General features: G+C 61.2%; 20 protein-coding genes and 2 pseudogenes. 5 read left to right on the top strand and 17 right to left on the bottom strand.

The genetic code is table 11. The features are described from left to right. Positions 1 to 217: 217 nt before the first annotated feature. Positions 218 to 634, top strand: coding sequence for a VanZ family protein (locus GK109_RS14515; protein ID WP_157241429.1), 417 nt, complete (start codon positions 218 to 220; stop codon positions 632 to 634). Between the two features lie 53 nt (positions 635 to 687). Here the strand turns inward: GK109_RS14515 and galU are convergent, their stop codons facing one another. Then, a complete protein-coding gene (galU, locus tag GK109_RS14510; RefSeq protein ID WP_157241428.1) occupies positions 688 to 1,578 on the bottom strand; it encodes a UTP--glucose-1-phosphate uridylyltransferase GalU in 891 nt (296 codons plus the stop codon). Between the two features lie 826 nt (positions 1,579 to 2,404). Next, positions 2,405 to 2,785: pseudogene (locus tag GK109_RS22100) on the bottom strand (enoyl-CoA hydratase/isomerase family protein); the annotation flags it as partial. Positions 2,786 to 3,078: 293 nt separating this feature from the next. Here GK109_RS22100 and GK109_RS14500 point away from each other — a divergent pair. Then, positions 3,079 to 4,878 (top strand): glycosyl hydrolase family 28-related protein, encoded by a 1,800-nt coding sequence (locus tag GK109_RS14500; RefSeq protein WP_157241426.1) that lies wholly within the window; start codon positions 3,079 to 3,081, stop codon positions 4,876 to 4,878. 29 nt (positions 4,879 to 4,907) lie between these two features. Here the strand turns inward: GK109_RS14500 and GK109_RS14495 are convergent, their stop codons facing one another. Then, positions 4,908 to 5,471 carry a DapH/DapD/GlmU-related protein gene (locus tag GK109_RS14495; RefSeq protein WP_231754870.1) on the bottom strand — a complete coding sequence of 188 codons (564 nt, stop codon included), beginning with the start codon at positions 5,469 to 5,471 and terminating at the stop codon, positions 4,908 to 4,910. Positions 5,472 to 5,827: 356 nt separating this feature from the next. Between GK109_RS14495 and GK109_RS14490 the strand changes: the two genes are divergently transcribed. The 3 genes from GK109_RS14490 (at position 5,828) to wecB (ending at position 7,972) form a co-directional block, all read left to right on the top strand. Then, on the top strand, positions 5,828 to 6,415 hold the full coding sequence (locus GK109_RS14490; protein WP_370460599.1) for a YdcF family protein: 588 nt from the start codon (positions 5,828 to 5,830) through the stop codon (positions 6,413 to 6,415). Positions 6,416 to 6,481: 66 nt separating this feature from the next. Further along, entirely contained in the window at positions 6,482 to 6,727 is a 246-nt protein-coding gene (locus tag GK109_RS14485; RefSeq protein WP_157241425.1) for a hypothetical protein, read from the top strand. 87 nt (positions 6,728 to 6,814) lie between these two features. Then, positions 6,815 to 7,972, top strand: a complete 1,158-nt coding sequence (wecB, locus tag GK109_RS14480; RefSeq protein ID WP_157241424.1) for a non-hydrolyzing UDP-N-acetylglucosamine 2-epimerase — start codon at positions 6,815 to 6,817, stop codon at positions 7,970 to 7,972. A 95-nt stretch (positions 7,973 to 8,067) separates the two neighbouring features. On the opposite strand, the gene GK109_RS14475 is transcribed toward wecB, so the two are convergent. From GK109_RS14475 to paaE, 14 genes and pseudogenes are all read right to left on the bottom strand, one after another. Further along, complete coding sequence (locus GK109_RS14475) at positions 8,068 to 10,329, bottom strand: D-glucuronyl C5-epimerase family protein (RefSeq protein WP_157241423.1); 2,262 nt, start codon at positions 10,327 to 10,329, stop codon at positions 8,068 to 8,070. A gap of 7 nt (positions 10,330 to 10,336) precedes the next feature. Beyond that, positions 10,337 to 12,544 (bottom strand): glycosyltransferase, encoded by a 2,208-nt coding sequence (locus GK109_RS14470; RefSeq protein WP_157241422.1) that lies wholly within the window; start codon positions 12,542 to 12,544, stop codon positions 10,337 to 10,339. A 59-nt stretch (positions 12,545 to 12,603) separates the two neighbouring features. Then, positions 12,604 to 13,422, bottom strand: a complete 819-nt coding sequence (locus GK109_RS14465) for a hypothetical protein (RefSeq protein ID WP_157241421.1) — start codon at positions 13,420 to 13,422, stop codon at positions 12,604 to 12,606. Beyond that, complete coding sequence (gene wecC / locus GK109_RS14460; RefSeq protein WP_157241420.1) at positions 13,419 to 14,672, bottom strand: UDP-N-acetyl-D-mannosamine dehydrogenase; 1,254 nt, start codon at positions 14,670 to 14,672, stop codon at positions 13,419 to 13,421. Before wecC ends, GK109_RS14465 begins: the two co-directional genes overlap by 4 nt. Positions 14,673 to 14,688: 16 nt before the next feature. After that, the gene (locus GK109_RS14455) at positions 14,689 to 16,593 is read right to left on the bottom strand and encodes a glycosyltransferase (protein ID WP_157241419.1); all 1,905 of its coding nucleotides are present in this window, start codon (positions 16,591 to 16,593) and stop codon (positions 14,689 to 14,691) included. Beyond that, positions 16,593 to 17,483 carry an ABC transporter ATP-binding protein gene (locus GK109_RS14450; protein WP_231754869.1) on the bottom strand — a complete coding sequence of 297 codons (891 nt, stop codon included), beginning with the start codon at positions 17,481 to 17,483 and terminating at the stop codon, positions 16,593 to 16,595. Before GK109_RS14450 ends, GK109_RS14455 begins: the two co-directional genes overlap by 1 nt. Then, complete coding sequence (locus tag GK109_RS14445) at positions 17,470 to 18,357, bottom strand: ABC transporter permease (RefSeq protein WP_370460598.1); 888 nt, start codon at positions 18,355 to 18,357, stop codon at positions 17,470 to 17,472. Before GK109_RS14445 ends, GK109_RS14450 begins: the two co-directional genes overlap by 14 nt. Next, positions 18,338 to 19,903 carry a glycosyltransferase family 4 protein gene (locus tag GK109_RS14440; RefSeq protein WP_231754868.1) on the bottom strand — a complete coding sequence of 522 codons (1,566 nt, stop codon included), beginning with the start codon at positions 19,901 to 19,903 and terminating at the stop codon, positions 18,338 to 18,340. Before GK109_RS14440 ends, GK109_RS14445 begins: the two co-directional genes overlap by 20 nt. A gap of 209 nt (positions 19,904 to 20,112) precedes the next feature. Beyond that, the gene (locus GK109_RS14435) at positions 20,113 to 21,330 is read right to left on the bottom strand and encodes a glycosyltransferase family 4 protein (RefSeq protein ID WP_370460785.1); all 1,218 of its coding nucleotides are present in this window, start codon (positions 21,328 to 21,330) and stop codon (positions 20,113 to 20,115) included. Positions 21,331 to 22,266: 936 nt separating this feature from the next. Continuing rightward, positions 22,267 to 23,601: a hypothetical protein gene (locus tag GK109_RS14430; protein WP_370460597.1), complete on the bottom strand. Its 1,335-nt coding sequence runs from the start codon at positions 23,599 to 23,601 to the stop codon at positions 22,267 to 22,269. Positions 23,602 to 24,070: 469 nt separating this feature from the next. Beyond that, positions 24,071 to 24,211 (bottom strand): hypothetical protein, encoded by a 141-nt coding sequence (locus GK109_RS21930; RefSeq protein WP_197432605.1) that lies wholly within the window; start codon positions 24,209 to 24,211, stop codon positions 24,071 to 24,073. After that, positions 24,188 to 24,400: pseudogene (locus GK109_RS14425) on the bottom strand (phenylacetate-CoA oxygenase/reductase subunit PaaK); the annotation flags it as partial. The pseudogene GK109_RS14425 and the gene GK109_RS21930, both read right to left, overlap by 24 nt. 492 nt (positions 24,401 to 24,892) lie before the next feature. Beyond that, positions 24,893 to 25,672, bottom strand: coding sequence for an enoyl-CoA hydratase/isomerase family protein (locus tag GK109_RS14415; protein WP_157241414.1), 780 nt, complete (start codon positions 25,670 to 25,672; stop codon positions 24,893 to 24,895). Between the two features lie 42 nt (positions 25,673 to 25,714). Then, complete coding sequence (paaE, locus tag GK109_RS14410; RefSeq protein ID WP_157241412.1) at positions 25,715 to 26,956, bottom strand: 1,2-phenylacetyl-CoA epoxidase subunit PaaE; 1,242 nt, start codon at positions 26,954 to 26,956, stop codon at positions 25,715 to 25,717. Between the last annotated feature and the right edge of the window lie 4 nt (positions 26,957 to 26,960).

Below are 26,960 nucleotides of genomic sequence, written 5' to 3'. Positions count from 1 at the left end.
GGAAGGCAGCGGACGCGAAAACCTATTCTGCATGCCCCAGTCTTCGGATATTTTTGTATCTAGTCGAGCCTACGGACGAGATTGGCGATGCATACCCAACGGTACGACCTCCCCGTTCCCTTTGCCCGGGCCGCGGGTACTCCACGGCGTCTTCTTAAGATTTCATGCCTTGCCGTCTTAGTTGGTTCTTTGTCCTTCTGAAAACCTCGTAAGGTTGATGTTGAAATACCTTCAGAACCAGCTATTCTGGCAGATTGTCCTCACCGCCATGCTAGTCTCTCTTGCCTTTGTCGCTTTTTGGCCGAGCCCTGTCGACCAGCCAATTCAAGGCCAGCTGGCGGGCATCCTGCAGTTCCTGCAGCGCCACGGAATTCCTGCCTGGTTCAATTACAGCTTCGTCGAAGTCTGTGCGAACATCCTGCTCTTCGTACCGCTTGGTTTTGTCAGTCAGTTTTCGTTTCCAGAAAAGTCATGGTGGCGGGTCGGAGCATTTGGCCTGCTGATTTCCGGCTGCATGGAGTTGGGCCAGCTCCTGTTTCTTCACAACAGGTTTGCAAGTCCACTGGATCTTGTAACAAACACGTCAGGCGCCGTAGTGGGCGCCCTGCTCGCGTCCGCGTTTCAAAAAACCTGAAGGCCCGCCACCTTTCGGCGGCGGACCTCCAGTAAGTCAGTCGAAGCGCGGAATCAGTTCACGAAACCCTTCATCCAGGTCTTCAGGTCCTCGCCAAACTCAACGCGCTCGGACGCGAGCGTGATCACGGCCTTGAGGTAGCTCAGCTTGTCGCCGGTGTCGAAGCGGCGGCCCTTGAAGACAACGCCGTAGACGCCCGAGCCTTCGCCCTCTCCAGCGGCCAGGGTCTGCAACGCGTCGGTCAGCTGGATCTCGCCGCCGCGGCCCGGCTCGGTCTTCTCCAGGACACCGAACACGGACGGGTGCAGCACGTAGCGGCCGATCACTGCCAGGTTGGAGGGGGCCTCCCCCACGGCAGGCTTCTCCACCAAGCTGTTGACACGGACGTAATCCTGGCCGTCGACGGCCGTGATGTCCGCGCAGCCATAGGCGCTGATCTGGGACGGATCTACTTCGATCAGGGCAATCACTGAACCGCCGGTCTTCTGCTGCACTTCCATCATGGTGGTGAGCAGGTTTTCGGCCTCATCGATGAGGTCGTCGCCTAACAACACGGCGAAAGGCTCGTTGCCTACGTGCTGGCTGGCGCACAGCACTGCGTGGCCCAGCCCCTTAGCCTCGCCCTGGCGGACGTAGTGAATGGGCCCCAGTTCGGAGGCGTGCTCCACCGACTCCAGCTTTGCCTTGTCGCCCTTGGCTTCCAGTGCACGTTCCAGGCCCGGCTCGCGGTCGAAGTGGTCTTCCAGCGAGCGCTTGTTGCGCCCCGTGATCATCAGCACATCCGTGAGACCCGAGTTGACGGCTTCCTCAACGACGTACTGGATGGCCGGCCGATCGACAACCGGCAGCATTTCCTTCGGCATTGCCTTGGTGGCGGGCAGGAAGCGAGTCCCCAATCCAGCAGCAGGAATGACGGCTTTGGTGATAGCTTTCCCCTTAGTCATAGCTGAACCTTACAAATCAGCAGCAGACAAAGCCAACTTCTCCGCCTAAAGGGCTTACCGAAGTCCGCGGAGATCGCGCACGAGCCGCGGAGTTGAACGGAGGAATCTTGCCCGCCTGGCCCGGTGCTGCACGAGCCGTCCCAGGAGAACACGTAGGCGTAGATGTTCCCGCTCAGGAAGTCCTCGGGCCGAGGGAAAACAGCGCGCCACAGCATCCCTGGCTTCTTCCCGCCACGGGGCCTGGACGATTGCCACGAGCCGCGCACTCCCCGGTTTCCTGGCCATCAACCGGTTGCGCCATTCCATTGACTGGCCCGACCACTCCAGTGCGGTGGTGTTGGGCAGAGGCTACACGAAGCAAGTGGCTGACTGGCGTGGTGGGCAATGTCCCCGCGAAGGGTCGTAGCTTTGTCGATGCCCTGCCCGATCGAGGAAGTGCCGGTGCCAGGGGAAGCTGAAGCCATTTCGACCTTTGAATTCTGCTCGGATTTATCGGCAAGAATTGTGATGGTGTACGAGATTGATGATCCCGCAAACGCGGTCCGGTATGAATATCGAAGGTGGTGGGCGCCTGGACCGTCAGTGAACCGGAGTTTCCCGTGGCGAACGCTGCACCAACAACCCCACACCACGGACGCGGGAACTGGAGATGCGGCCGCGGCCGGTGCGGCGATGGCTGTTGCAAGTGTGCCCCCGTGTCGGAGTTCAGCTGCTGCTCAGCCATTGAGGCCCGCCACCGTGCTGTGGCCGCGCTTCTTCCCGGCTGCGATCTCTCTTGCTAACGCGAATAGAGATTTGGTGCAACCACCCTGCAAGACTGGGTCGATCAGGGAGATTTATCCCCGGAAAGCGGTCTCACCTGCGGTGATATGAGATAATGAAGCTCCTTAGGCTCACGACGCCGGTTGAACTTCGGCTCGCGCTTCTCATGGAACGCCGGGAAGCCTTCGGCATAGTCATCGGTTTTCCAAAGGCGTGCCTGCTCGGTGTTGTCCTCGACCATGGCCTCCCTCGGGCCCAGACGCTGGTCCTGTGGGCCCCCAGTTCCTTGCCTGCCCTGAAGGGCCGGGCACCCGAAGTAGGCGGTCCATGATGCCCCGCCTGTTCTCCAGCAGCTCGCCAGCCGGCATGGCCCGGCTGAACAGCCCGTCGCCGCGGCCTCGGTGCTGCTGATCAGCTCTGCCGTGTAGATCAGCTTCAGGGCCCGGCCTCCCCGCAGTGAGTTAGGTGCGCACGCCAGCACTCTGGCCCCGGTTAGACCCGCCTTGTAGGCTCCTGCCAACCCGCCTGGAACAGGTGTGGCGCCGCCGCGACTACCTGCTCCATAGTGCTGGTCCAAGTACTCCCTGCCGAATTAAACACGTACCCTCCACTGTGGTTTGGGAATTTCCACGACCCTAACTTCTAGAGACGGCAATTGTGAGTTGGAGGGGCACAAAATGTTGACTCTTGGAACGTTAATCCCTGGTGTTGCCAGGTCGATCGAGTGGGCGCGGACCCGTGGCTAGCGCGCGGCGGAACGAAGGACAGCCCGGCCGCGGGACCAGTGACGGGCTAAGGCGGCGCCAGCTCCTCAACTTTGGAACACTCATCACGGCTTTCACCGGTGTTTCTGTTTTGGGAGCCAGCGGCGCCGCCGCCGCAACTGGCAACAACAACAACACGTATGTGCCCCTGGCGGAGAAGGGGGCACCGTCAGGGGTAGCAACACTGGACCTCGAATCGAAAGTCCCGGCGCTCCAACTGCCGGACCTTTCCACAAAATACGCGACCCTGGACCCGCAGGGCAGGCAGCCCGTCCGCAAAGGCGAACTGTTCATCAACGTCAAGGACTACGGCGCCGTGGGGGACGGCATAGCTGATGACTCCCCGGGCCTGCAAGCAGCCCTGAACGCGGCATCGGCGGGCTGCACAGTCTTCTTCCCGCCCGGCACGTACCGCCTTGTTTCCACTCTCAGCTCCGCCGTGCCCCAAGTCCGCCTCGTCGGCACCGGCATCATCCGCGCTGCTACAGCCGAGATGACGATGCTGACTCTGACCGGGTCCGGGACAAGGGCATCGGTCCACCTTGACGGAGCGGACAAGGCCGCTGTAGGCATGCGGATTAGTTCACCGGCCTGCGAGGTAGTCGACGGGAGACTTGAGAACTTCCGGTCCGTAACCGGCGGGGCCATTGCTGTGCGGGTGGAAACGGACGGCGGCGTCCTGATTGAACGCAATGTCATTGCTAACGTGACAGCAGTGGGAGACCAGGTCCCGGGAAACTCCGTGGGTGCCGCACGAGCGGTGCTTGTGACCAGCCAGTCCGCCGCTTCCGGAAGCACTGTGGTCCGGCATAACAGAATCTCCAACATACTGGGCGAAGAGGGCGATGCCATTCAGATCCTCTTTGGACTTTCCCCGTTTCTCACCGCCCGCGCTATGGTTTCCGGCAACCTCATCGAGACGGTTTCGCGGCGGGCAATCAAAGTGCAGGGTGCGGACTGCTCAGTCACGGATAATACGTACAAGCATTTGGGACCGGCCCCGTCCGGAACCGCGGCCGCCCTCATTGACGTGATCCATTCAGATCGGGTTTTGGTCGCGGGAAATGTTTTGGACGCAGCGTACTTCACCGGCATTCAGGCAGTGGGGCAGCCCCTGAAAAGCGCGGGGGTGCAGATCATCGATAATGTGGTCCGCTCGGGTACTACCAAGCCCGGAATCTATTTGGAGAACGTCGTCCACAGCCAGGTGCAGGGGAACACCGTCGAAGGTGGTTCCACTGCGGTATGCATGACGGGCTCAAGCGACATGAACATCATCTCCAACATTCTCAAAGGAATCGAACCCGCTGGTAACGGGATGCGGATTCTTTCAAGCTGCTCCCGCATGGTGATAGCAGGTAACGTCGCAAATGGAGTGGCACGGATCTGGATGATCCAGAACGATTCCCCTGGAGCGCATGTCCGCGATAACGTGAACGCCGCCACGTCCGGGACTGGTGGCTGCGTCCGGGCCACATTGACCAGCAAGGGGTCTGTGTACCGCGGCAACGCGTCCCTGAACGGTGGCGCAGGTGTCTATGCCGAGGCGTACGACGACATGGTTGTTTCGATGAATCGTGGGTCTTCCGGCACGGGGTCGGGAGATGTCTTCTGGACAACTGCAATCCCTTCCACGGAGCAACCCGGCATGACCCACAATCGGGGGGACGTCGCTTACAACCGGACCCCCACAGCCGGAGGAACAGTCGGCTGGATATGCGTGGCAGCTGGCAAACCGGGCATCTGGAAATCGCTGGGAACCGTTGCCGGCTAGGCGCCCCTGCGTCTGCCGCCGGGCTGTTCCTATCCTTCCAGCGTCCGGATAACGCGCGCCGGCACTCCAACAACAACCGAGTTGGGCGGAACATCCTTCGTAACAACCGCCCCTGCCCCAACGATCGAGCCTGCGCCGATGTTAACGCCTCCAATGACCGTGACATTCGCCCCGATGAAGACGCCGTCCCCGATATTGATGGGGGCGAGAATCAGCTTTCCGGCCCGCTGGGCCGGACCGCCAAGCTCATGGTTGTCTGTCACCAGGCGGCAATAAGCGCCGATGGCAACTCGCGAACCAATAGTCACCTGCGACCTCACATAACCGTCCCTGTTGATGAACGAGCGGTCACCGATCACTACCGGCCCAAGAATCTCATTGCCGCGGTAGATCTTTACATGCTTGCCCAGGTGGACGGCATACTCCGGACTGGGTGCCATGATGCGTACCCCGGGGGCGATGCTTGCGCCCTCTTCAAGGGTCACATAGGGGTGCTTGCTGAGCGGGAACTCGGCGAGCTTCATGGCCGGAGAGCCCCCTAGCTGCGCATCACGAAGCAAATCCAGTTCCGCCCGCAGATCGCCGATGGTCATTTCCACACGGTCGGCTTGTTCTCGCAACTCGGCCACTTCAGATGACAGGTCAGAAAGGAACCTCTTAAGTCTCATAAACACGTGCGTACACTATCAGCAGCAGGCGAGACCCTTGCCGCCGGGCGGTCAGTTACGGCATTAAGTCGCAGGCGATTCCGCAGAAGTGTCCCCATGCATTTGGCATGCGTCGCAAAAGACACTTTCCACCAATTCCCCACAACATTGGCAGCGGTGTTCCAGGGCCTGAAGTACAACCGTATACGTAGTCATCAACCAATAATCGAACCTTCGCTGCGGGTAGTTAACGGTAGGGAGTACTCGCATTTTGCGGGGCTGAGTACTTGGAAGGATAAACCGTGCCAGACTGGACCGTGCCTTATTCCGTTGCCACTGTGCTGTTCGTGCGTCGGTTGCTCAACACGATCCTTATCGTCCTGGTACTTTGGCTCATCGTGGCTTTCCAACTGTTCTTCAATGTTCACCACCCGCCGCTAGAGCGAACCGATGCGGTGATCATGCTCGGAGGCGCGAGCACGGAGCGGCTTCCAGTAGCACAACGGTTGCAGGAATCCCTCGGCATTCCGGTCCTGGTGCTGTCACACACCGACACCCCCGGAAATGCCAGTGCTGATGCTTTGTGCCAAGGCACCGAGCCCCGCCCCGAGGGCGCTTTGCTCTGTCTCAGCCTGGACCAGAAGGACACGCGCGGTGAGGCCCGCGCCATCGGCGGCCTGGTGGCCGCCGAAGGCTGGAGGAGCGTCACCGTGGTCACCTCGCGCTACCACGTGACCCGCGCAGGGATGCTGATCCGTCAATGCACGACGGCGGACGTCGCCTTGGCCGACTCCATGCCGGACTTCAATCCAAAGGAGTGGTTGGACAGGTTCGTCGTCGAGACCGGCGGCCTGCTGGATTCAGCACTCCGGCCGGAATGCGCCAGATAACTATGCACAATGCGAGAATTTCAACAGGCACGCTTCATCTGCCGAGCCGGAAAGGAGTGAGGATCGATGGACACAATGCCGCCCTCGGGATCCCTTCCGCCCTCGCCCCGGCACATGCGCAAGCAGCGCTTCCGCAAGGACGTTCCGGCGGCAATGCTGCCCCCTGCCCCCGCCCCGGACCCTGCTTCTGCGGTTAGGAAGGTACAGCGGCGAGCTAGCCATCGCGCCAAGCGCCTGGTGGCGCTGGCCGCTGTGGTTCTGGTCTCCCTCAGCATCCCTTCCCTTGCGCTGATCCTGATGCTTGCCCACTGACCGCAGCCCAGGGTTAGAGAAATCAGAAGTCCTGGGTGGGTTGCTGTAGCATCGGGGGGTTACTGACTGCCTTTTTTGGGGGAAACCATGCCTAGCGTCATGCCGATTTTCGGCACCCGTCCGGAGGCCATCAAGATGGCACCCATCGTCATAGCCTTGCAGGAGTCCGCCGACTTCGAGTGCATCGTCACCGTGACCGGCCAGCACCGCGAAATGCTGGACCAAGTCAACGATTTGTTCGGCATCATCCCAGACCATGACCTCAACATTTTGCAACAGCGGCAATCGCTTTCGGCGATTATGACCCGCACCATGGACGGGCTGGACAAGCTCTTCACGGCCAGCAGGCCCGACGCCGTCATCGTCCAGGGCGACACCACAACGTCGACGGCAGGCGCCATCGCCGCTTTCTATCACGGTATTCCTGTTATTCACGTCGAAGCCGGACTGCGCAGCGGCAATCTCTTTTCGCCCTTCCCGGAAGAAGCGAACCGGAAGATCACCAGCCAGATCGCCAGCCTCCATCTGGCACCCACGGACACCAGCAGGGCCAACCTCCTTGCAGAGGGTGTCGCCGAGAGGGACATAGTGGTCACCGGCAACACCGTCATCGATGCCCTGCTGACCACTGTTAACAAGCACATCCCCTTCTCTGACCCCCAGCTGGAGGAGCTGGCTGCCAGCGGACGCCGGATCCTGCTGGTGACCACCCACCGGCGCGAAAACCAGGGCGATGCGATGCGTGGTGTGGGACGGGCCCTGGCGCGGATCGCCGATGCCGAACCGGATGTGACGATCGTCCTCCCCGCGCACAGGAACCCCGTCGTCCGGGAAGCGGTCCTTCCCGCGCTCGCGGGGAAGACCAACGTAATCGTCACGGAGCCCCTGGCTTACGGTGAATTCACCCGGATGTTGGCCCTATCACACATCGTGTTGACCGACTCTGGCGGGGTGCAGGAAGAAGCACCCAGCCTGGGAAAGCCAGTCCTGGTCATGCGGGACAACACCGAACGGCCCGAGGCAGTACATGCCGGCACCGTATCCCTGATCGGCACGGACGAAGAGCGCATCGTCAACGAGGTGGACCGCCTGCTGAATGACCAGGAGCACTTCGATGCCATGGCTAACGCAGTGAACCCCTATGGCGACGGGTTGGCGGCGAAGCGCACAGTCGCCGCCGTGGCCGAACTGTTGGGCGTCGGACATCGGATCGGCGAATTCGGCCTGACGGCAGCGCTTAGCTAGGCAGCCATCATACGCGGAAGGCCCGTGGGCCTGTTCCCGGTTGAATGCGGTCACTCATTCTCGGGCAGGGCCACGGGCCTTTTCACGACAGACGACTACACCGCGTCACGCCTGATCCAGCGGCCCTCGAGCGAAGAAGACGAGCCCGGTACGTGCGCTAGCTCGTAGTACCAGACCCCATTCCACAGGGCCTTCGACTTCACTGTGATGACGGCATGATCCGCCACTTCCAGTTTCTGGATATCCACCGGCGAAGCCCACTGGTTGAAGCCGTGGTGCATGAGGCTTCCCGGCCCCACCGTCAGCCTGCGGCGCCTTGGGTAGTGGTGCTTGTCCAGGCAAAGCCTGGGAAAGGCACGGCCCGCTTCTTCCCTGACCCACCAGTTTTCGTGCTCACCTTCGGAGATACGGAGCCAAATTCCTTCAGCCGTCTCGATTTTGGTTCTGACGGCAAAGCTCCTGGCGACGGCCGCATCAAACTCGACGGATTTCGACTCAGTAAGCTTCGTTGGAACGGCGATGTTATCGGCCTTGAACAAATTGTGCGTGCCCGCCGCCAAATAGAGGGACCCATTCCGCTGATAACTGGGGAAGTCATTTTCGAGTAAATCCGCCATGGCCAGAAAGAACGGATCGCCGGTGAGATTGTACGTGGTTTCCAGCTGGGAAATATGGGTCTGGTGGTAATTGCGTATCAGGAAGAACTCTGTCATGTCATAGTGAGACGACCAACCCGGATTTCGGGACTGCCAAATGTACTTCTTGAAAGTCTCCAATGCCGCGTTGGCAAGCGTGAGGGCATCCTCTGTTCCGAATACCCGCCAGTAGTCGTAGAGACCCCATGCGGCAAAAAGATGCCCGTTAATCACGCACTTCCCTTGCCCGGGGTACGGATACTCCTCCAGCCACAGATATCCCTCAGAATCAATGTCCACCACCCATGGCTGGGCAGGATCCTGGGCATGGGGCAGGTTCAGGAAGCTCTGGTAGACCTTGCGTGAAAAGTCCCGGTACTCATCCTTTGGATCCAACTCATACAGCCGCGCAACGGCTGAAAGGACCTGCCCCTGGGCCATCGCCGAGTACCAGGGCGGCTGTTGCTTTCCGCGGTTCCATGGGAATCCATAGGGAAAATACAGGGCATCGCGGGATTCCACGGCGTAGGACATCAACCGCCGGACCGTAGCTGCGAGCACCGCCTGGTGCTCCTGGGACTTCGTCCTACGCAGCGTATTGAGGTGCTTCAGCATGAACTGGGCCTGGAGCACCGGATGGTCGTATTCCGTGCCCTCAATTATCCGCAGCGGAACGCCGTCCTCCGTGTAGGCAAGATTGTCTGCCTCCGGCCGAAGAGGTTGGGCAGATACCAGGTAGAAGGAGTTCAGTTCCGGGGGTACGCGGACAAAAGAAGTTGCACCCCGGTGGAATTGATGATCCAGGACTTTGCCACTGAGCCCCGCCCGGGTCACCGGCGTTTTTACGGGCGACGCCGTGGACCTGACGGCCTGGTCGATCAGTGGATCGAGCTGCTCCTTAGGGGGCCGGACATGCCCGTCGCCGTGATACATCGTGATGAAGACACCCGACTGGTCGAAAGTTCGACCGTCGGGCAGCCGCACACCAAGGTACTCGGCGAAGGGTTTTTTATGATTGACCACATGCTCACGGTCGCCGGAGTTCTGGAAATATATGAACCGGTTCTTGTGCGGAAGCCGCGCATAGCGCTCGAGTAGCGAGAACCTCTCCGGAAACGCATCATTCAGCGCTTCCTGCGACTCAAACTCCGGAAATACCTCGTTCATCAGGTTCTTGCTATGACCTGGAGTAAACTCCCAGACGTTCGTCTGCGGTGTGAACGCAATCGAGCACGAATTCTCCAGATACGTGCCGATTGAAATCGCAGCGTAGCCGCCCCCCGAAGAACCAAGAAGTACAACGGTTTCTATGCCCAATTGCTTGGCCACATGCTCAATATAAGTGGCGAGCTTGCGGGTCAGGTCATCCTTCTGGGTACCTATGTACCATGCGAGCGTCAACACATCGCTGTGATCGAGGGTGGTGTCAGCCAGGAACAGCAGATGGTCAGCACGGTGCGCCAGGGCGGCCTGCCATTCGAACCGGGGCAATGTGACGTTTTCTCGAACCAGCGCGCCGTGCAGCGGAACGATGAGGACCTTGGATTCGCCAGGTACGTACAGCGAGCTGATGTTCAGTGAGTCTTCCGGCGTTCCCTTGGCACGGACAATATGGCGGGCCCGGTGGCCCCTGTTTCCATCGGTGACAACCATCGAAGACTCGATACTGTCCCAGGTGTAGATGGGGACGCCGTGCTGGCTGTCCCAAACGCTCTGTTCCATTATGTCTTCAGCTCCCGGTGCCGGCAGTTTCGGGCGCAGATCTTGAATTCAGCCAGTCTTTGAGGATTTCTTCCAGGACATTGACTGCCTGCACCGAGTTCCCCACCTCCGACTTGTATGCCAGCGGCTTGCTGCTAAGGGCGCTGCCCTCGTCCAGGAGGCCCCAAACAGGCCTTCCCGTGCCCAGGTAGTCCGAGTACTTTGACGGGAGGAAGGGGTTGATCAGCATCTCCCCGGACCGCTCCACATCGTTGACCAACAGCACATCGAACTGCGAAGCCAGGTTCAGGAACTCCAGGTATGGCCGGTATCCCTGCGCCTTCACCACCCCACCCAGGCCGAATCCCTGAACCTGGCGGGCGACGTCGTCGGCTTTGTTGGTGAACACGTGCAGGCGCAACTTCCGGCGCACGTCGGGTGAAACGTTGGAGAGCGCCGTCAGGACCTCATGAAGGCCACGGTTTTCGTAAAAGGCGCCAAAGTACCCAACGTTCACCACAGATCGGGACAGCGCGTATTTTGACGGCAGCACCTCGTAGCTCCGTGCAGGCGGTGTGGGGTGAACCCGCACTACTGCCTTGCCTTCGATGATCCGCCTTAGCCGCTTGTCTGGAACGTGGTCGCGCATATAGCTCAGCTGGTTTTCATTCGTAAAAATCAGTTCGTCCGCGAGGATGTAGGTCAGGTACTCGCACCAGGCAAAGAGACTGTCCGTTTCAAGGGGGGCAAAGCCCTTGGCAGCGACTGCCCGATTGAAGGCATCGAACATGTCATCCCTGACGAGGTCCCCCGACCGCGGCATTCCGTTTGCGTCGGTACTCAGGGGGTCGGAGAATTCCGCCGTCCACTTGACGCCGGAGTGCCTGATCTTGAACAGTGCGGCGAGGAAATGCGAACCTGGCCAGAGCACGCGGCTGTAGACGGTTTCATAGCCGCCGATCAGTGCATCCCTCCTGTCGGCAACGCTAATGCCCTTACTGACAAACTCGCAGATCTGGGTCCAGCCGGAGAAGGACGCCGGCGCGTGTATCTCGGTAGCAGTGTCAATGAGGCGGCCGGCGATTGTTTCAAGGTTGGCGTCTTTTTTTCGCACGGAAGACATGTCGTTGTAAATGACATCAACAACCCGTCCCCGTTCGACGATTGCCTTTGAAGCGATAACGGCACTGGTGTCAGAGTACGGGGCAAAACAGTAGCTGACGACGAGATCGCGGGCTGTCCCCTGATTGATCCGGGACCAAGGAAAGTCCTTGAGTCCGAAGGATTCTATTGTCTGGACAACCCGTTGGCGGTCTGCCGGGTTCGCGTCCAGGTAGCGCCTGATGAAATTCGCCTGGGACCGCATCAGCCCGGTCAGCAGGAGGTCGTTCGCCGCAGAGTCCCAGCTTCGCATCGATTCGAGCTCCCGAATCACTTCCAGTCTCTGCTGAACTGCGAAGTCGAAATCCAGCGGCTGCCTGGAAATGGACTCGTCCCGCAAAACCCGGAAGTACGCTGCTGAGGCGTCGTTGGAAGCAACAATGGCTTCGAAGGTATTTCCCACGGCCAGACGAGCCATGAAGCAGATGTCCTCGCCGCTCCTGAGGCTCTCGGAGTACGCAATCTCCTTGGCCGCGGACGTAGGGATCAGCTTGCAGGCATTGAAGCCCAAGATGCTGCTGACAGCATTGAAGCTGAATTTCTTCTTCCCACGGGCGGATATCTGGGCGTTCAGCGCATTCAGAGGATCCTCGTCCCCAAGGCTGGAAACATTGATGATCGGCGCGATCGCCACGCAGTCCGGAGCGGCAGCTGCCAGCAGCTCGGAGAGGAAGGCCGGCCCCACATAGTCATCATCGTCCACAAAGGTCAGGTACTGGAACCGCGCCGCCGTTATGCCGAGGTTGCGAGCGGCACCTGCGCTCGGCACGGCCTGATAGAGGATCCTGAACTGGTGGGCCGGATTGGCATCCCGCATGGAACCGGCAAGGGCATAGGTGCCGTCATCCTCCCCATTGATGACAAGAACAATCTCGAACCTATCAGGGTCCAGGGTTTGCTCGATCAGGGACTGCAGGCAAGAGGCGATACGGTCCCGGCCACGGAAACTCGGGATCACTACGCTGACACCATGCGCGAGCTCCGTGGAGGACCGGGCGATGGCAGGAGCGACGTCCTTCAGCGACTCCCGGAGAACCAGGATCTCTGCTTCGCGGGCGTCTTTGTCTAGCAGCATCGTTGAACCGTAGTCCACGTCAAAAACGGGATGGGTTATTGCTTCGTTGGGCCGTTGTTTCACTTCTCGCCGTCCTTTGCTGAGATGGCCTTGTGCTGGCGCGGGTTCTTACGCGCCCAGAGTCGGAGGGTAAGCGCACCCAGACGCGAGTTAGAGAGGGCGGTGTATTTCCGGTCCAGGGCGTCATAGCGCCTCTTGAGGAGAATCAAATCATTCTCGAGCCGGGAACCGTCCGCGGCGGGTGCATCTGGACCCACAGCAGCCGCCGGACTTTCGATGTCGACGTGCGACAAACTCTCAAGCACGCTGAGGTGTTTTTGTCGCAGTAGAGCGAGAGCCTGGACTGTCCCTTCTTGGTAGTACGGGCTGGTCGCCCGGCCACCATGCCCAAGCAATGCAGCAGCCACTTCCAGACCGGCACTAAAGCTTGCAAAGTCCAACTGGAGGCCCGAGCCACCAGCCGTGGTGACAACCGAATTCTCCGCGTCACCGCTGATCCTTCGCACAGCGACACCTTCCGGAAAGCCAACGGCATTCAGCCGCTCCAGGGTCTCGGTCAGGGGCAGACCCAGGTTCCAGGCGACGGGGGAACCGGGGTCCAAGTCGCCCGATTCCAAGAGGTCCAGCGCGAGGCTGAACCCATCCGCAGTGACCACAAAATGTTGAACTTCAACGAAACGAATGGAACGGAAGTCCTCCACGCTTCGCGCAATCACGGCGTCTGAGAGAGTGTGGCGCACTTCTGGCGCCGGGGTGGAAGCGCCGGCAATTATCAGCGCCGGGCCCGGAACTGGTTCGTCCGCCGTCAGATCTGCGGCCGCATCAAGACCAAGGATCCTGTCCGTGCCAAGGGTGAGGTTATCGAAGGAGAACGTCATGCCAGTATCGCCCCCCGGGTGTCGATAACCGTCTTGCCTGCCAGGGAGTCCGATGTGACCGCCTTGACATCGTCATGGTCCACAAGAACCACCACCACTTCGGAACGCTGGATCGATTCATCCAGGGACAACAGTTCCACATTGCTGCGGCCCGCCAGTTGCCTGGGCAGTTCTTCGATATGCGGCTCGGCGACGTTGATCTTCCGGCCCTGCATGGACTCAGCCAGGTGGACGGCAATCTCGATCGCTGGTGACTCACGGAGGTCATCGATGTTGGCCTTGAAAGCCAGGCCAAGAACGGCGATCTCGGCGGTGGCGGGAAGGCCTTCCAGCGCCGAAATGATCTGCTGGAAGACCCACTCGGGCTTCGCATCGTTGACCTCACGGGCGGTTCGAATCAGGCGAGACTCGTCGGGCGCTGCTGCCACAATGAACCACGGATCAACCGCAATGCAGTGGCCGCCGACACCTGGGCCGGGCTGAAGAATGTTCACCCTGGGGTGGTGGTTTGCCAGGCGAATGAGTTCCCACACGTCAATGCCGATCTTCTCGCTGATGATAGACAGCTCGTTTGCGAAAGCGATGTTGACGTCGCGGTAAGAGTTTTCCACGAGCTTGGCCATCTCAGCGGTCACGTCGTCCGTGACCAGGATCTCTCCCTGGCAGAAGACCGAGTAGAGCTCCTGAGCCAAAGTGGCTGCCTCCGCCGTTATGCCGCCCACGATCCGGTCGTTCGTGACCAGTTCGATCATGACCCGGCCCGGCAGCACGCGTTCGGGACAGTGCGCGAAGTGCACCACCGGGGCATCGTCTGCACCATCGAGGGACAGATCCGGGCGCAGCGCCAAGATAAAGTCGGCCAAGTGCCGTGTTGCACCGGGCGGGGACGTCGACTCAAGGATGACCAATTCGCCGCCCTGCAGCTGTGGCGCGATTCCTCGAGCCGCCGCCTCAATGTAACTGAGGTCGGCCGAGCGGTCAGCAAGGAACGGCGTGGGAACAGCAACGATATAGGCCTGCGCCGCGGGAGTATCCGTGGTGGCCTTCAACTGGCCCTGGCTCACCGCGCCGGCAACGTGCACCGCCAGGTCCGGCTCTACAAAGGGGACCTCGCCACGGTTCACGGCATCTACGGTGCCCTGGTTGACGTCAACGCCAATAACGTCGATGCCATTCGTGGCCAAAATCGCCGCGGTAGGCAACCCGATATAGCCCAGGCCGATGACCGCAACGGTCTCAATAGCTGTCAATTTCCTTTTCCCCTTTTTAGACGGTGATGTGTTCTTTGGGATCCCCAAAGAACTTGATTTCGCCGGATGCGGCCAACTCCTCGTCGGAGACGTCCCAGGTATGACCCTCGGTGCTCCGCATTTGGCAGAAGTTGAACCTGTCGGCTGAATAGATGGACCCGCCCGCCGTCGTGACAGCTCTTAGGAAGGCTGTGTCTTCTCCCCGGTTTAGCGGCTCGAAAGGGTGGGCCTCAAAGACTTCCCTTCGGGCGGTGATCGTGGGACCCATAACGATCCGGGTATAAGTATGCTCCAGATGCGGCATGCGCAGAACTGTGGCCTTGTTCGAGGCGAAGTGCATGTGATGGGCAAGCTTCCCAACTACCTCGGCCTTGGAGTAGTCCAGCGCGTAGAGCAGGTCCGCGAGGTAATTCGGTCCGTAGTGGTCGTCGTCGTCCATCTTCGTCAGCACCTCCCCTGTAGCGGCAGTGACGCACAAATTCAGGCACTCCCCGAGGGATAAGTCTCGAGGAGCAGTCAGGACCTGGTAGCGCCGGACACCGTGCTGGTTGGCCATCAGCCGCAGCCGGGTTTCGTCGGCCTCAAAGCCGTGGGTGAGCAACACCAGTTCCAGGTCGACCCCCACCTGACTGCCCACGGTGGCGAAGACGTGTTCCAGCTGATGAGGCCGGATGGTTGGTACCAAGGCGCTGGCGGAAGGCAGTGCCACTGGCTGACTGCGTTCGGGCAGGACAGAGGCTACGACTGTCTCTGCGCGGTGGGCGTAGGTATTCCCGGCCCAAATTCGGCGCTGCCCTTTATGGACCACGCGGTCGCTGAGTTCAGGGCTGCGTGCAAGCATACGGATCTGGTGTTCCCCCTGCTCCTCTGAGCGGGCCACAAGCACTTCGTCCGGCCCAAAGAAGCGGCCAATCGCCGTGCTGGGGGCGGAGACCACCGGCGTCCCGGACGCGGTGATTTCAAAAATCCTGCGGGCACACATGCTGGGCGAGTCGACCACCGAGTTGACGTTGAGGAACACTTTGTAGTTCCGGTAAGCCGTGAGCATCCGTGCATAGTCCAGCGACCCAACCACGTTCTCGCTGAACGGCACAGGAAACTGATAATTGGAGTCACCTCCGAGTTGGCGGGAAAAAATTTCCAATTCCGGTCCTGAGTGGCTGCCAGCCCTTCGCGCCGCCGTCAGGAGCATGTCCATCTGCTGGCGCCGCTCGGGATACTTGTGGGCAAAGTACATTCCTGCGAAAGCAACGCCGCGGGAATGCCGGTCCTCACCGGCCCGGATGGGATTGTGAATGGCCGGTTGGGCTGCGAACGGCAGCACAGCTACCCGGTCATGCCCCAGATCCGCCAGATAGGAGGGAATCCGGCCTGAATCACTGGTGAACACGACATCGAACCGCCGCGCGGCCGGCAGGAAGTCGTCATAGTGCGGTGGGTCCTCCTTGTTCCAGAAGACGGTAGGAACGGAGTGCTCACGGCACCAGTCCATGAGGGCCAGGAAATCCGGTTTGGGCCCGGACGTCCCCGTCAGCTGGAACTTCCAGGAACCTGCATTCCCGTTCCACGCCGATTCGACGAACAGGAAATCGATCTTGGTCTCCGTCAGTTGCTGCAGCCACGCATCCTTGCGAAGGAGCACGAGGTTCCATTCGAAGGAGAACGCCGAGGCAGAGAAATCGTCCAGGATAACGGCGACTGTGAGATCGCGTCGCCTGGGGGGACGGTCGGGGATACGGTGCGGGGCAAACGACAGCGGCTGCTCCTGATCCCGTCGCGCCTTGGTGCGGCCGCGCCGGACAACGGAACGGCCGCCGCCCTGGTTAGCACCGTCCCGACGCCGCAGCCACTCCTTGAATTGGGCGGGTCCGCCGTCGCGCAGATGCCATAGGGCTGTCCGGGTATCCTTCAGAAGGGTCATCAGCGTCCCTCCGTCCGGCGGCCGCTGGCGCGCTCCAGGACTTGCGTGGCTACGAGCTTTGCCCGGGCTTCGGTTTTGATCCGCTCAGCGCTGATGTTGTTCCCCTTGGACAGGTGAGACGAAAAATCCTGGTACAGCTTCGTGGTTTCTTCAGGCGTCCCATCCATGATGAGTTCGCCTTTATCCAGCCAGATCACCCGGCTGCACATGTCGCGGATGGTATCCAGGCTGTGGCTGACGATGAATACACAGCCAGCCTGAGCCCTGAGCTCGTCCATTCGCGCCTTGCTGCGATTGCTGAACTGGGCGTCTCCGGTGTTGAGTGCCTCGTCCACCAAGAGAATTTCCGGATTGACAGCGGCTGCAATCGCGAAACGAAGCCGCGAGGCCATGCCTGATGAGTACGACTTCATAGGCAGGTAGATGGCTGAGTCCAGGCCTGAAAGTTCAACGATGCTTTCGAACTGCTCGTCGATTTCCGCCATATCCATGCCCATGGCGAGGCAGCCGAGCACCACATTTTGATCTCCCGAAAGCTCAGGGACAAGCGCTGCGTTGACGCCCAGCAGGATGGGTGTGCTTGAGGCAAACACACCCCCCTTTGTGGGCGCCGCCTGCCCGCTTATGAGCTTCATCATGGTGCTCTTTCCGGACCCGTTGCGCCCGATGATTCCTACTGATTCGCGGCGCTCGACTACCAAAGATATTTCTTTCAAGGCGTGCACTGTCACCAGGTTGCGCCTTCGAAGGAGCTTCCGGAGAACACCCCTGGGTCCTCGGGAGGAGGCTGACCTGTCATCCGAGGACTCGACGCGATAGGTCATTTCGACTTTGTCGATCACGACGCACGGCGGACCGTCGAGGAACTGGGCTTCATCAATCGCGACCATAGGTTTCTTCTCCCTTCCAGAAAAAGACGAGGCCTATCATCAGGGCCGCCAGTGCCACGCAGGCAAGGCTTGCCCAGGATTCCCAGGCAGGGACCGTGTCATAGAGTACGCAGTCCCGGACGATGTCAATGACGTTGAACAGGGGGTTCAGAGTCATTACCTCAAGGAGGGCCTGGTCGGTGATAAAACGCTCGTAAGAATAAAAGACTGCCGAAGCATACATCCAAGCCCGAAGGAAAAAGGGCAGCAGGTGTGTGACATCGTGGACCTTGGATATGACTCGCGCCAGGATCATCCCTACGCCCAAGTTGAACACCGCCTGCAGGAGCACTGCGGGGACAACCAGGAGCCACAGCCAAGAGATGGTTTCCGCCGGGGGAAACACAACTATGATCAGCAGCATTCCGAGAATCAATGGAACCGCGGACAGCACTTCCCTAATGTTCGCGCCCAGGGGAAGCGCCGCACGGGGAAAGTTGAACGCCTGAACCACGGACTTCCCGCTGCGTATGGAGCGGGCACCAGCAGTAATTGCTCCGGAGCTGAACTGGAAAAGGAAGATGCCGACCACAAGATAGCCAATGAAGTTATCGATACCTCGGCTGGTCTGCAGTAGTACCCCGAAAATGAGGTAATAGGTTAGGCCGTTGAAAATTGGATTCAGCAGCAGCCAGGCGCTTCCGAGCCGGTCCCGCCGGGTGCCACTCTGTACTCTCGCGCGGGCGTCATAAAAAATAAATTGCCGGAAATCCCACAGCTGAACCAGATAGTCAAGAAAGCCCGGCCGGGAACCGACACGGGTAAGCTTTCGCATATCCACGGACAATGGCTGGATGGCGGCGGGGGCCGGCAATTTAGCCCTTTTTGCGGACACTAGCGGACTCTCCTTGATTTTCTGTCGCTAAAGTACTGTAGACCTGCACACAAACCGCAGCGTTAGCTTCCCAGGTCCGAGTGGCCAACATGCGTTCCCGCCCGGAAGTTCCCATGCTCCGCCTCAGGGAGGGGTGAGCAAGGAGGGAGGCTAAGGCGTCTGCCAGCGCTGCCGGGTCTTCCGGAGGGACGAGCAGGCCAGTCCGGCCGTCGTCGACGATTTCGGCCAGCGCTGGAAGCGCGCTTGCAACCACCGGCCGCGCGCTCGCCAATGCTTCAACCGGCTTCAATGGTGTCACCGAACGGGTTACATCGAGGTTCTTGCGCGGAACAACGAAGACATCCAAGGCCTGGTGGTAGAGCGAAGCGCGCGCCCGGGGCACCAAACCAGTAAAGGTGATGCGATGCCCGAACCCGCTCCTCCGCGCCTGCTCCTGCAACGACGGGAGTGCCACGCCCGTACCGACGACCAGCAGCCGCAACTGCGGGTTGGAAGGTGCAAGGAGCGCGAAGGCTGCAATCAGATCGTCGAGCCCTTCATACGGCACGAGGCTGCTGATTGTCCCAATAATCTGCGCGTCCTGCTCAAGCCCGAGCCGGCCGCGGGCCTCACTCACTTCCCGGGGCTTCAGCAGGTAGTCCCCACCGATGGCGTTGGGGGCTACAAGAACATTGCCCTCTGGCACCTTGGCGGCCAAGATGTTCTCCTTCATGGCCTGTCCTAGGGTGATCACTCTGTCAGCGGACCTCATGATTTCGGTCTCGCGCTCCTGAAAAAGCCTGTAACGTTCGCTCTCCTTGGCATCAATGCCCCTAGTGGACGCCCAAGTATCAGCTAACTGCCCTCGGACCTCATAGACCCACGGAATCCCTAGGGACTCGGCAACCGCCCGCGCGACCACCCCGTTAACATAGTGCGTGGTTGTGTGAATGATGCTGGGGCGGAACTCTTGAGCCACCCGCAGGGTTTCCTCTGCCTGCTGTTGGAGACGCCCTGTGGCGGTGGCCTCGAGGCGGGCTGGCAGCAGCCGCCGATAACACACTCCGTCCACCAGGTCTTCCTGGCTGGCACCCAGCTTTCCTACCAGGACTGGATAGCCGAGACGCGTGACGGCAAGCGTCTCCCAGCCGGCTTCCTGCTGTGCCATCAGAATCGAGTGGGACCGCTGGGCGTAACCGCTTTGGGTGTGAGGCATGGAATTAGTGAGCAGGTGCAGCACGCGGTTGGGAACTGGTTCCGTCCGCACCGGCGAAAGGTCAGGCGCCCATCCGCGAAGCAGGGCTTGTTCCGACTCCAGCCGCGCCCGTTGCCTGCCTGGTCTGGTCCTGGACGAGCCGGCGCCGAGCGCGGCGATGGCTTTACTGACAGCGCCGACGTGCCAATAGCGCCGGCTAAGAGCAGCAGCATGGCCTCTGGCGCCGACGGAAATCTTGAGGAACTGATCCGCTACAGCGAGATTATTGGCGGCTAACGCAAGCTCCGCTAATTTCGCCGCCTTGCCGGACGATACAGACCCCTCAAGGGCGAGCTGCAGACGTCGTGTCATCCCAGCATGATCACCCCTGAGCAACTCGGCCATCACGAGGGGGATGGCGGTTGAGTTCGCCGGGAAAGTAGCGAGGAGCAGGCGTGCGGCTAATATGACATATTTTGCCGGAAGCCTACGGGAGACCTGGAGGTACAGCTGAAAGGGGTCATCAACAAGATTGTCGGCCACAGTTCGAAACGTCAGGCGGAGATTCCGCCACATTGATCTCACGTTGCCCGGCCATTCAGTGCAAGCAGGTCCCGGATGAGGTCCATGTAGCGGCGGGAAAGGACACCGTAGTCCGCATGGTTCTGCACCCAGGCACGACTTGTTCCGTTCCGGACCAGTCGTGTCCGGTCCTCCGCGAGCCCCCGCCACAGACCGGCCAGAGCCTGGGGGTCGTTTGGGACGATATCGCCGGCGTCGGCTTCGCTTATCACGCGCGCCGCCTCGCCCAGGACCATGGCAGTGGTATGCCGTCCTAGGGCGAGGACCTCGTACGTTTTGGACGGGATTGTGGTCTCAAACGACTTCCAGTCATCCCTGAGTGACACGATGCACGTGTCCGCCGAAGCATAACGGTCCAGTACATCCTGCCCGTGCAGGGAAGGGTGGAAAGTCACCGGTGCGCCCAGCTCGCGAGCAAGCTTCTGCAGTAGCGGCTTGCGGGAACCCGAGCCCACCATGTGGAGCTGCATGCGGTCGCCGACAATAGCACTCGCACGGATCGACGTTTCCAGATTCTGGCTCTCGCCGTGGTTTCCAAGGTACAGCGCCTCGAAAACCTCGCGCTTCAGGGGCGGTGCAGGCAGAGCCGGCAGGGAGCTCACGTGCAGGCCGTTGGAAATGGTTGCAACGTTCGATATTCCCCGGCTGCGAAGCACATCCGCGAAGCCATCCGTGACTGTTACGACGAGGTCGGCGCGCCGTTGCACGAAGTCGGCGAAGATCTCGAATCCGCTCTTAACACTTCCCTGGACCAGTCGGGCGTCGCGGGCCAGATCAGGCCATGCGTCCCGCATTTCCAGAACCAGAGGCAATCGGCGAAGACGTGCGAGCAAGTAACCGGCCGCCATCATGGGAAGACTTGGTACGGTCACGATCACCACGTCCGCTCGTCGGGTGAACATACCCGCAGGAACCGTCCACAGCGCTGAAAAACACTGATCTACGAGCCGCCATAAATGCCGTTTTCCATGCGGCAAAAAAGGCACACGGTGGATTCGTTCACCGTTGGGCCCTGGTTGGGAACGAAAAACCTTCCCCCCTATGCCTGCAAAAGCCTTGCGGCTTTCCGCAGGCGAATGCGCGACGGGAGTCACAACGTCGACGTCCCAGCTTTGCTTGCGAAACTCACTCACGATTGCGCTCCACCTGCGCTGCGGCGGGCTGCTCTCTGGCCAGTACGAATGGGTCAGGAGGAGAACCGCTATTTTTTGGCGCACCTCGTCAGGGTGATCTTCAATATTCAATTTGGCTCGCGGTTACTTAGCGGACCTGGAGGGGGTGCGCAGACCCTTGGAACCGAGGGCTCTGAAATACAAAATGCCAGCGCCCAGAAGTATTGCAATCGTCAGCAGCTGGACTCCCAAGGGACTGCCAGTGGCCACCGACACAACGGCCTGGACAGGGCTCCCTTGGTCCGGCTCCTCCTGCACTGGCGTAACCGAGGGTGTAGCAGAGGGAACGGCAGCTGCGATTGTTTGCCCTCCGTCTGCGGACGGCTCCGCCGTCTGTTCAACAACTGGCGATTCGACTGGAACCGGCATGGTGAGGGGGTCTCCGACTGGAGCCGTTTGCGCCGGCGCGGGCTGTCCCGCGGCAGGCAATTCTACTGCCGCAGGAGGAAGAGGGACACCTTCGGCAGGAACGACTGGCGGGGCGGCAGGTTCGCCAGAAGGCTCGCCCGGGGCGGGGACAGGAGCCGTCCCGACGGGGTCGGGCACGGGACCTTCCGTAGGAACGGGCTCCTGAGTGGGAGCCACCGGCGCTTCAGTGGTCGGTTCAGGGCCGAGTACCGGAGGGACTGATATGGAGGAATCCGGCGGCAAAGGCACATCGTCGGCGAACGCCGGCTGAAGGGGGGAAAGCGCTGAGACAGACAGGAGAAGCAATGCGGACACCGCTTTCACACGCTGCCTGCGCACCATGACCATTTCTTTTGACCCCAAGACGTTCCTGCCCCCCATGTAAATTTTGTTCGAACTCATCGCCAAAGCCTGATGCAAGGTCCGACTCGTGAGAACGTCAAGCAGCCGAAATCAGGCAGCTTAACATCAATAGTGTACGTGAGGCGTTCATGCCCACGCTCCACGCCTGTCCTAACCCAACTCCTCGGACCGATTTCCTGCTTCGGACACATGAGTCGAAGCCGTGATGGATCAGTACTTAAAGTTGAGGACCGTGGCCGTACCAGCCGTCAGCTTGAACTTTTGTGTTGGCGAGCCATAGTTAAACCCTTCTACCGTGGCTCGAGCGGCAACTGGAGCCGGAATAGCCTCTGCGCCGTCAATCCTGGTCCCGTCCTGACTGCCAAAACTCGAACCGGTTAGCCGCGTCATGGTACCCGTCCGTGCCCTACCAGGCAGCGTCAGGTTCACCTCAACCTGGGCGCTCGACTCGGGGTCGTTTTCATTCACGATGATAATGCTGGTGCTGCCGTCGGCTTGCTCCAAGGCATAGGCGTAGGTCAGCCCTCCACCGCTTTGTTCCACTTTCAAGAAATCACCTGAGCCCAGGGAAGCGGCCATCGCCAAACCAAGATAGGGCGCGCGCTTAGTCATGGTGCCGTTGGGCTTTAGATAGGCCCCGCCGGAGCAAATCGGGGACAGGGGCGGGCCGCCGGTGCAGGTCAGGAGTGAGCTGTGGAATCCGAGCCGCTGAATGCCGTTCTGGGCAGAACTCAGCACATAATCGACACTCCAGAGCGCGGATGCGTGCGTACGGCTGGTCGGATTCGCCCCGTCGCAGGCTGAGACTCCCGTCTCTGGTATCCAAACTTGCATTCCGGCTTGCCGCGCGACATCCAAAGCAGCTCGTTGATAGGCCAGGGTCCGTTCGTGCATCCTGGCGGATACCAGGTTGGCCATCGTTGGCGCGCTGTCCGGGTCCTTGGAGTCGCAGCTTGTCAGCGGATAATGGTGGAGGGACAGAATCTTCTGCTGGGGCGTGGAGGTCTTGACGAAAGGCTCCCACCAAGCTTCGGAGTATGCACCGGGCCCCAGCAGCGGAACATCGGGGGCCATTTTATGGATCGCGTCGGCGTATTGTTCCAGCTCACCCAAGTAGTCCTTCAACCCCCATCCGGAGGGCCGGACGCCGCTGGTGGGAAAGCCGTTCGGCTCATTGCCGACGGTGATACTTACAAGCCTTGCGCCGAATATCTCAGCGCCATATTTGGCCATGTCCCCAGCCCGGGCGGGATCGAAGTTCCCCAGGTCTACCGTCAGGCTGATCTGCGCGTCGGCAGCAACAAGCAAAGTATTGACGCGTTGGAAGTCTGCCGGGGTGACGGCGCGGACCGGCCGCGGTTTATCGCCCTTGAGATTGGACGGCACAGGTTCACCCGTAGACGTCCAGAACATGCGCCGGTCCACCGAACTGCCACCGAACCTGATGTGGGCCTTTCCAAGTCCGGTTAGCAGTCCAACCATCTCCGGGTTATCCCCGCGCAAACTCGTGTCCGCCAAATCGGTGGCTTCAAGGGACAGACCCACGATCCCCTCCGGCAGGGACGTTCCGGTCCTATCCCTCCCCACCGTGACGCTTAACGCCTCGACCGGTACTTGCGGAGACCCGGAGGGAGGACCCGCCTGGCTGTAGTAGGTCACAGCGGGAGCGGGGGGCAGTGGCTGTTCCGGAGTGGGAGCGAGTGAAGTTGGTGACGCAGGCACCGGCGCGGCGCTTCCCGGGTTTCCGGACTGCATCATGGGGACAAGAACGACGACGAGAGTCACAATCAGTAGCGCAGTTATGGCGGCCACCAGCCAGGCAAGACGGCCTTGCGTTGATCTCATGCCCCGCTCTCGTGCGGAAGAGTCTGGAGGTAAGGGTTCCGAGGCGGCCATGCGGTAGGTTCTCCAAGTCTGAATGGGTCGGCAACCAGACTAGAGCATTTTGTGTGAACGAATAGTTCACGGAACTCTACAGACAGGGCGCCTGTGCCGAATCCCGCGATGAACAGGCTCAACCACCAAGACCGGTGACCTTGGGCGCCCGCTTCTCGTGGAACGCCCGGAACCCTTCGGCATATTCCGCGGTGTAGATTACGTCCAGCGGCCGGTGCATGCCCAGCGGCTCGGTGAACGTCTCCTTGGACTCGTCCACCAGCAAGGGACGGCCGCGTTGCCCTCCGGCTTGTCCGGCTTGTCCGGCTTGCCCGAGGTGAACAGCTCGAACCGGACATTCTCTGGCTCCACGCCGCGCCTCGGCCAGGGTGTCCCGGCACAGCTGCACCAACTCGAACGGCCCGCACAGGATTCACTCATCCACATCGTCCGCGTGGATGGCGGTGCCGGAAAACCACGAGACCCCAGGTCTTGGCCAGCCGTTTCTTGCAGAGCCGGGCGGACCACCTATGCGGACGGGGAAGGCCCGGACTCGGCCGCGAACGTGGTTCCGCCTTCATCCGTCACCATCTGGTCCGATTCCCTGAGCGCCGCCGACGCGGAACAGTCATCGCACCGGCCAACAAACTGGTGGGGGCAGGCCGCGAGTTTGACTCCATCCCCGGTAGACATTCTGGTGCGCATGGTTCCCGCCGTTCCTGAATCGTCCCGGTTCACCAGGAGACTCATTCATCCAACCGCCGCGAGGGTGGTGCCGGCGAATGCTGCGGTGGGAGCCGTGGCCACTAAGCCCTCGCCTCGCCGGCACTTCCATTGAACAACCAGGCCGCGCGGGTGACACGAGTAGGCGATACCCGTTTACAAGGGGGCAACCGTACTTACCCAAGTCCAGGGAACCGCTCCCTACCTAAGCCCCCACCGGGCTTGGCTCCACAGGCGCCTAACCCCGAAACTGCGGCTCGCGCTTCTCCTGGAACGCCCGGAACCCCTCGGCGTAGTCATCGGTCTTGCAGAGCCGTGCCTGCTCGGTGTTTTCCTCCGCCATGGCCTCCCACAGGCCCAGGCGCTGGTCCCGGATGTGGGCCACCAGCTCCTTGCTGGCCACGAAGGCGCCGGTGGCACCCAAAGCCACCTTGGCCACGATCTCCCGGGTGCTGTCCAGCAACGACTCCGCCGGCATGGCCCGGCTGAACAGCCCCTGCGCCACGGCTTCGGCGCCGGAGATCAGGTCCGCCGTGTAGATCAGGTCCAGCGTCCGGTGCATCCCCAGCCGCTCGGTGAAGTACCAGTGCCCGCCCGAGTCCAAAGTAGCCCCCAGCTTGGCGAACGGCGAGCCGAACTTGGCGTTCTCCGCCACGTACACCACGTCCGTGGCCAGCAGCAGCCCCAGCCCCACGCCCAGGCAGGCACCGTGGGCGGCCGCGAACGTGGGCGCCGGGAAGGCCGCCATCTTCTTCAGCAGCGGCTCCACCAGCCCGCCCAGGTACGCGGCGGCGTCGTCGCTCTCCGGCGTCACGTTCTGGATGTCGCGGCCCGCGCAGAAGGCGCGGCCCTCTCCCCTCAGCAGCAGCGCCCGCACCTCACCGCGCGAGGCGGCGGCAGCAGCGTCGTCGTACGCCTGGGACAGCTCCGCCAGCGCCTGCTCGTCAAGCGAGTTCAGCTTGTAGGGGGCGTCCAGCACAACCTCGGCAACGCCGTTGGTGATGGAGAGGGAAATCATGGGGCTCCTATGGTTCAGACGGGCAACGGTGGGACCGCGGACTCAGACGTCGAAGTCGACGGTGACTTCCTTGCTGGTGGGGTGGCTCTGGCAGGTCAGCACATAGCCCTTGTCCAGCTCATCCTGCTCCAGCGCGTAGTTTTCGTCCATGGTGACGCTGCCGGTGACCACCTTGGCCCGGCACGTGCCGCACACTCCCCCGGCGCACGCGAACGGCACGTCCGGGCGGACCCGCAGCGCGGCGTTGAGGATGGACTCGCGGGCGTGGGTGGGGCTGGCTACCTCGCCCTGCAGGCCGTCCAGCTTGAACGTGATCTTGTACGTCTCCTTGGACTCGTCCACCAGCACAGGACGGCCCGCATTGCCCTCCGGCTTGTCCGGCTTGCCGGAGGTGAACAGCTCGAACCGGACGTTCTCCGGCTTCACCCCGCGCTCGGCCAGGGTATCCCGGCACAGCTGCACCAGCTCGAACGGCCCGCACAGGAACCACTCGTCCACATCGTCCGCGTGGATGGCGGTGCCCAGCAGCTGCCGGAGCTTCTCCGAATCGATCCGGCCGGACAGCAGCGGGGCGATCCGCTGCTCGCGGGACAGCACATGGTGGATGGCCAGCCGCTGCGGATACTTGTCCTTCAGGTCCGCGAGCTCCTCCAGGAACATCACGTCCATGGCCGCCTTGTTGGCGTAGATGAGATCGAACCGGCACTCCGGGTTGGCGGCCAGCAGCGTGCGGGCGATGGCGATCACCGGGGTGATGCCGGAACCGGCGGCGATGGCCACGAAGTTGGCTTCCCCTTGGGAGGCCACGTCCCCCGCCAGCTCCTCCGGGTTGTTCATGGAGTTCATCCGGTTCTGCTCCACGGCCTGGCCGTCGCGGCCGTGCCGGGACACGAACGCGCCCATGGGACTCATCACGTCCAGGGTGTCCCCGGCCTTCAGCTCGGCATTGGCCCAGGTGGAGAACAGCCCGCCCAGGTCCTTCTTGATGGCCACCCGGATCTCGCTGGTGCCGTCCTCGAAGCTGCGCGGCTCGGCGCAGATGGAGTAGCTGCGGCGGATTTCCTTGGGCTCGCCGGTCTCGTCCGGCAGCGTGGTGCGCAGCGCCACGTACTGGCCGGGCAGGTAGTCGAACTGGCCGGCGAGCTCCGCAGGCACGTGGAAGGAGACCTCGATGGCATCCTCGGTGAGCCGGCGCACCTCCTTCACGGCGAGCGTGTGGAAGGACGGACGACGGCGGCCGGTGGCCTGCGCCTCTTCGGCGGCGGTCTGGCGGACAACAGGCATGGGG

The organism is Pseudarthrobacter sp. GA104, assembly GCF_009741265.1.
Lineage (GTDB): Bacteria > Actinomycetota > Actinomycetes > Actinomycetales > Micrococcaceae > Arthrobacter.
This window is presented reverse-complemented; position numbering and strand designations above follow the sequence as displayed.

Excerpts from the sequence above, each read along its gene's own strand:
- GK109_RS14515 (WP_157241429.1), top strand. The coding sequence starts at position 218 with ATGTTGAAATACCTTCAGAACCAGCTATTCTGGCAGATTGTCCTCACC.
- galU (WP_157241428.1), bottom strand. The coding sequence starts at position 1,578 with ATGACTAAGGGGAAAGCTATCACCAAAGCCGTCATTCCTGCTGCTGGA.
- GK109_RS14495 (WP_231754870.1), bottom strand. The coding sequence starts at position 5,471 with ATGACCATCGGCGATCTGCGGGCGGAACTGGATTTGCTTCGTGATGCG.
- GK109_RS14485 (WP_157241425.1), top strand. The coding sequence starts at position 6,482 with ATGGACACAATGCCGCCCTCGGGATCCCTTCCGCCCTCGCCCCGGCAC.
- wecB (WP_157241424.1), top strand. The coding sequence starts at position 6,815 with ATGCCTAGCGTCATGCCGATTTTCGGCACCCGTCCGGAGGCCATCAAG.
- GK109_RS14475 (WP_157241423.1), bottom strand. The coding sequence starts at position 10,329 with ATGGAACAGAGCGTTTGGGACAGCCAGCACGGCGTCCCCATCTACACC.
- GK109_RS14470 (WP_157241422.1), bottom strand. The coding sequence starts at position 12,544 with ATGCTGCTAGACAAAGACGCCCGCGAAGCAGAGATCCTGGTTCTCCGG.
- GK109_RS14465 (WP_157241421.1), bottom strand. The coding sequence starts at position 13,422 with ATGACGTTCTCCTTCGATAACCTCACCCTTGGCACGGACAGGATCCTT.
- GK109_RS14455 (WP_157241419.1), bottom strand. The coding sequence starts at position 16,593 with ATGACCCTTCTGAAGGATACCCGGACAGCCCTATGGCATCTGCGCGAC.
- GK109_RS14450 (WP_231754869.1), bottom strand. The coding sequence starts at position 17,483 with ATGGTCGCGATTGATGAAGCCCAGTTCCTCGACGGTCCGCCGTGCGTC.
- GK109_RS14440 (WP_231754868.1), bottom strand. The coding sequence starts at position 19,903 with ATGACACGACGTCTGCAGCTCGCCCTTGAGGGGTCTGTATCGTCCGGC.
- GK109_RS14415 (WP_157241414.1), bottom strand. The coding sequence starts at position 25,672 with ATGATTTCCCTCTCCATCACCAACGGCGTTGCCGAGGTTGTGCTGGAC.
- paaE (WP_157241412.1), bottom strand. The coding sequence starts at position 26,956 with ATGCCTGTTGTCCGCCAGACCGCCGCCGAAGAGGCGCAGGCCACCGGC.